At 51.2% G+C, this 3,665-nt stretch carries 3 protein-coding genes and 1 pseudogene; all 4 read right to left on the reverse strand.

The annotated features are described in order from the left end of the window. On the reverse strand, positions 1–304 hold a 304-nt coding region (locus CPT76_RS15180), incomplete at its 3' end, for a carbohydrate ABC transporter permease (protein WP_146116321.1). A 118-nt stretch (positions 305–422) separates the two neighbouring features. Continuing rightward, the gene (locus CPT76_RS15185) at positions 423–1,727 is read right to left on the reverse strand and encodes an extracellular solute-binding protein (protein WP_105443485.1); all 1,305 of its coding nucleotides are present in this window, start codon (positions 1,725–1,727) and stop codon (positions 423–425) included. A gap of 52 nt (positions 1,728–1,779) precedes the next feature. Further along, positions 1,780–2,800 (reverse strand): annotated as a pseudogene (locus CPT76_RS15190) (glycoside hydrolase family 130 protein). A 261-nt stretch (positions 2,801–3,061) separates the two neighbouring features. Then, the coding region (locus CPT76_RS39780) for an NAD(P)-dependent malic enzyme (protein ID WP_308737588.1) at positions 3,062–3,665 on the reverse strand (604 nt) is incomplete at its 5' end.

Raw genomic sequence — 3,665 nt, forward strand, 5'->3', positions numbered from 1 at the left:
ATCCGGATCCTTTCATCTTGCGGTTAAGCAAAAGGGCGAGCACAAGCCCGAGCGGGATCTGGCCTGCCAGCCCTGTTACCATAATGATGAGATTGTTTTTGACCGACAGCCAAAAAATGTCGTCCTTCAAAATATCCAAGTAGTTATCCAAGCCGACAAAGCTCATGGAGCCGATGCCGTTCCAATCCATTAGCGAGTAGTACAGCGACAGTCCGATCGGAACGATGGCGATTCCCAGGTAGATGAGAAGCGCAGGAAACAAGCCAAGAAAGATGGCTAGCTTCGTCCCTTTTAAGGTGTGCATATGTGGTCCCTCCTTTTCTTCACCCCACTCATGCGATCTGATAAAAGGAAGAAAACCCGGTAGCCCAGGTTTCCTTCACGTTTTTCATTTCAGACACGAACAGGCTCGCAGTGCCATTCTATTTCATGTTATCGAAAGCTTCCTGAACATCCTTGGCTACCTGCTCCGGAGTCCCATGGCCAACAGTTAACGCCTGCAGGCCGTTTTGCATGACGTCAACCACCTGTGTCGGAATCACGCTGTCGAATACCGGAGCGGTTCCCTTACTGGTGAGTTCCATCATTTCTTTCAAATACTTGCTTGCATCTGCGGGAATGTCCACCTTTGCAGGAACAACGACCCCGCTGCTAATCAATTGTTTATACAAATCCTCGTTCACAAAAAACTTCAGAAACTCCTCGGCGGCCTGCTGCTTTTTCTCGTCCAGTCCGCTTTTAATCCCGATGCCGTATTGTACGACTCCGGCGCTCTTGGCAGGATCACCTTTTCCGCCATCCACTTTCGGGAACAGCGCGATTCCGAACTTGTCCCCTTCATCGTTTTGGATACGAATGCGGCCGTCAACGGTCGAAGAGGAAATATGCATTGCCGCTTTTCCCTGGATAAAGTAATCCTGGGCCTGCACCGTATCCATATTGTTAGCGTCGGTATTAAACGCTTTCAGTTTGCTGAGCTCATCAATGACGGAGATCGCCTTGACGAAATCCGGGTCGGTAAATTTGGCTTCCTTGTTCATCACTTTCGTCAAGAAGTCGCTGCCCGTAAACCGGTCACCAATGATGGACAGGTAGGAGGATTGCAGCGGCCACTGCTCTTTATTTCCTAAAGAAATCGGCGTCATTCCCGCGTCTTTCAGCTTTTTCACCGCATCGATGAATTTCTCATAGGTATCCGGGAATTGGTCGTAGCCCACTTTGGCCAACATCTCTTTGTTATAGTAGATAATATCCACGAATGTCTGCTTGGTAGGGATGGCGTATTGCTCGTCGCCGACTTTAAAGCCGGCCAGCGCGCTTTCTGGAAGAATGCTGTTCCACTGGTCCATCATGTCATTAATTGGTGCAAGCAGTTTACCGTCTACAAGCGGGGCCAGATCCGCTCCCGGCCATAACACGTCGATGTCGGCCAAATTGTTGCCTGCAGCGAGGGTACGCAGCTTGGTCTTGTATTGGGCAGAAGGCACGCCGTCCTGCTTAATGATGATATCGGGATGCTGTTTTTGGAACTCTTCGATTCGTTTCTTATACACATCATTGTCCACGTTTGGCGATGTCCAAGGATGCATCATGGTCAGCGTCACTTTCCCGTTCTTGGCATCTGCTCCTCCGTCCGCCTGATTATTGCCGCATGCGGCAGTAATCACCATCATGACGGCAACCAATCCTGTCATCAGCCATTTCAATCGATTCTGTGATTTTTTCATACCTTTCCCCTTCTTTTCATATAAAGTAGTATTCTCGAATACCGGAGCTGTCCTATACCAAAGATTCGCTCAAAATATGCTGCACCAGGTCATCCAGCGGAACGGTAGCCAGCGCAATCGCCGTATCCGTCACGCCGTAATAAATATAGAGAAGTCCGTCTTTTACCACGTTGCCCGTCGGGAAAATGACATTCGGTATTTGATAGCCAAATTTCTCGTAATAAGTTTCCGGCTCCATAATATAATTTTTCGTCCGGGCGATGACTTTCTCCGGTTGTTCCAAATCCAGAAGCATCGCTCCAACGCGGTACACCGTGTCCTCGTCCACCCCATGGTAAAGGACCAGCCAGCCGCGATCCGTACGTACCGGAGGGGTGGAACCGCCGATTTTTTTAGATTCCCAATCCGGATTTTCGGCTTTGGCGAGGAGCACAGGCTCGTCCCAGTGGATGAGGTCCTCCGAGCTTGTGATCCACATCGCGGCTTTCTCTGTACCGTAAGCTTCCCCGACATATTCTTCAGGACGCCGAAGAAGGTAGTATTTCCCGTTTATTTTTTCGGGGAACAGAATATTGTCGCGATCATTGATATCCAGCGGCGTCGTGTCCGATACAAACTCCCAGTCCAAGAGATTGTCCGACTTGAGTATAGAGGAACGGGTTAGCCAGTGTCCCTCTTCTTCGCCCCACCCGTCCGGATAAGAAGGTATGGAACGCTCAGGTACACCCGAACCGGTCGGGTAGTAGCTCATCGCGCATGGGCGCAACGCGTAATTCAAATAGTACGTGCCCTCAATCTTGACAATCCGCGGGTCCTGAACACTTCCGTAAGGAAAACCGAGCATGTCTGGTGTGATAATCGGTTCATCCTTGACATGGGTGAAATGGACGCCGTCCTCACTTTCGAGAAGCCCCAGCACGTTTTTGCACGGAGTCAGTGATTCCGCCGTCCGTTCTATCATGTAGAATTTTGCCGTTATCCATAATTACCGCCGGATTGAATACGGTTACTTTTCTCCAATTATATATGCCCGGAACGACGATCGGATTTTCCGGATGTCTTGTGATCTTCATGGGGAAAGCCTCCTTGTAAGCCCTTTATTTTCTCGTCACGGTTATTATAGCTCCCGGCCAAAACACAAAATATCCCATAAACTTTCGAAAACATCCGAATAATGCAGATCGTTTTACTTATGTCAGTTATAAATCACGAAGAGCAAACAAAAACCGCCCCTTGCTTCGATGTCCGGGTGACATCGCTTTACAAGGGACGGTTTTGCTATTGTTGTATGCACGAGAACAAGTCAGCTGCTCTAATCCGGGAAACTCCGCGTTTTATCTGAAGTCCTTCGGAATTCTGCGCGCCACCCCGGTCAGGATCGCCGCCTGGACCACCGCTTTGCGGATTTCGATCACCACCTGCTCGTTAAAAATACTCGGGATGATGTACAGCTCGTTCAGCTCCCCGCCCGAGACGACCGAAGCGATCGCCCGCGCCGCCGCCAGCTTCATCGGTTCGTTGATGCAGCGGGCCCGGCAGTCAAGCGCTCCGCGGAACAGGCCTGGAAAGACGAGCACGTTGTTGATCTGGTTCGGATAATCGCTGCGCCCGGTCGCGTAGACCCGGGAATGCGGAATCGCCTCTTCCGGCGACACCTCCGGCTCTGGATTCGCCATCGCAAAGACGATCGGATCCGGCCCCATGCTGCGGATATCCTCCCCGTTCAGCAGATTGCCGCGCGATACGCCGATGAATACGTCGGCCCCTTTGATAACCTCTTTAAGCGAGCCTTCGTTGGCTTCTACCTGTGGCTGGTCTGCCAGCCACTGCCACATCGGATGGCTGTATGTACCTCCCCTGACGATTGCGCCTTCCCGGTCAACCGGAACCAGCTTCGTTACGCCGGCGCTGAGGAGCATTTTGCAAATGGATACGCCC

Origin of the sequence: Paenibacillus sp. AR247 (genome assembly GCF_002968895.1) — a bacterium.
Lineage (GTDB): Bacteria > Bacillota > Bacilli > Paenibacillales > Paenibacillaceae > Paenibacillus_AQ > Paenibacillus_AQ favisporus.

Coding starts and splice junctions, on each gene's coding strand:
- CPT76_RS15185 (WP_105443485.1), bottom strand. CDS start 1,727: ATGAAAAAATCACAGAATCGATTGAAATGGCTGATGACAGGATTGGTT.